This is a genomic window from Microbacterium maritypicum MF109 (assembly GCF_000455825.1).
GTDB lineage: Bacteria > Actinomycetota > Actinomycetes > Actinomycetales > Microbacteriaceae > Microbacterium > Microbacterium maritypicum_A.
In genome coordinates this window covers 1-782 of sequence record NZ_ATAO01000238.1, presented here as the reverse complement: position 1 = coordinate 782, position 782 = coordinate 1, and the positions used below count along the sequence as shown (strand labels likewise).

Here is a 782-nt window from a genome sequence, read left to right as displayed (position 1 = left end):
GTGTGGGGAGCTGTGCAGGAGTGGCACGCGCAGGCCACGGTCTTCTGGTCGGACCCGCCCGCGGGAGAGCCGGTCGTGCTCGCCGACCTCTTCCCGGTCGGCACCGAGGGCGAACCCCCCAGCTGCGCCCAGGTCGGTGTGCTCGGCGCCCTGTGCGTGCAGGTCGGCGGGATGCTCGCCGGCGAGGTGATCAAACTCGTGACGGGCGCAGGCGAGCCGCTGCTCGGACGACTCGCGATGGTCGATGCGCTCACGTCCCGGCAGCACGAGATCGTGATCCGCCCGGCAACCGCCACGACCCCGGAGGCCACCGCGGGGGCCCGCGCATGACCGGCCGCCGCACGGTCGAGGAACAGCTCGCGCGCGTGCTCGATGCCGTCCACGTCATCGAGCACGAGACACGGCCGGTGGCGGCTGCCGCGGGGCGCACGCTCACCGCTGCCGCAGCCGCCGCCCACGACATCCCCCTGTTCGACAACTCCGCCATGGACGGCTTCGCGGTACGAGGTGCGGATGTCGCCGACGCGTCCGAGGAGAATCCGGTCACCCTGCGCGTGGTCGCCGACCTGCCCGCCGGAGTCGCCCTCGACCCTGCTCTCGGCGTCGGCGAAGCCGCACGCATCATGACCGGCTCGCCCACCCCCACCGATGCCGACGTGATCGTGCCCTTCGAGGACACGGCCGGCGGTCTCGCCGACTCCCTCGGCGAGGTGACGGTGCTGCACGCCCCGGCCAAGCCCGGAGTGTTCGTGCGCCGACGCGGAGCCGACCTGCGCACCGGC

Annotated in this window: 1 protein-coding gene and 1 pseudogene; both read left to right on the top strand. The window is 73.5% G+C overall.

Annotated elements, in window-relative coordinates; translation table 11 throughout:
• Positions 1-330, top strand: a 330-nt coding sequence (locus L687_RS0122180; protein WP_031208238.1) for a ThiF family adenylyltransferase, incomplete at its 5' end; no start/stop codon positions are given.
• Positions 327-782 (top strand): annotated as a pseudogene (locus L687_RS40145) (gephyrin-like molybdotransferase Glp); the annotation flags it as partial. The gene L687_RS0122180 and the pseudogene L687_RS40145, both read left to right, overlap by 4 nt.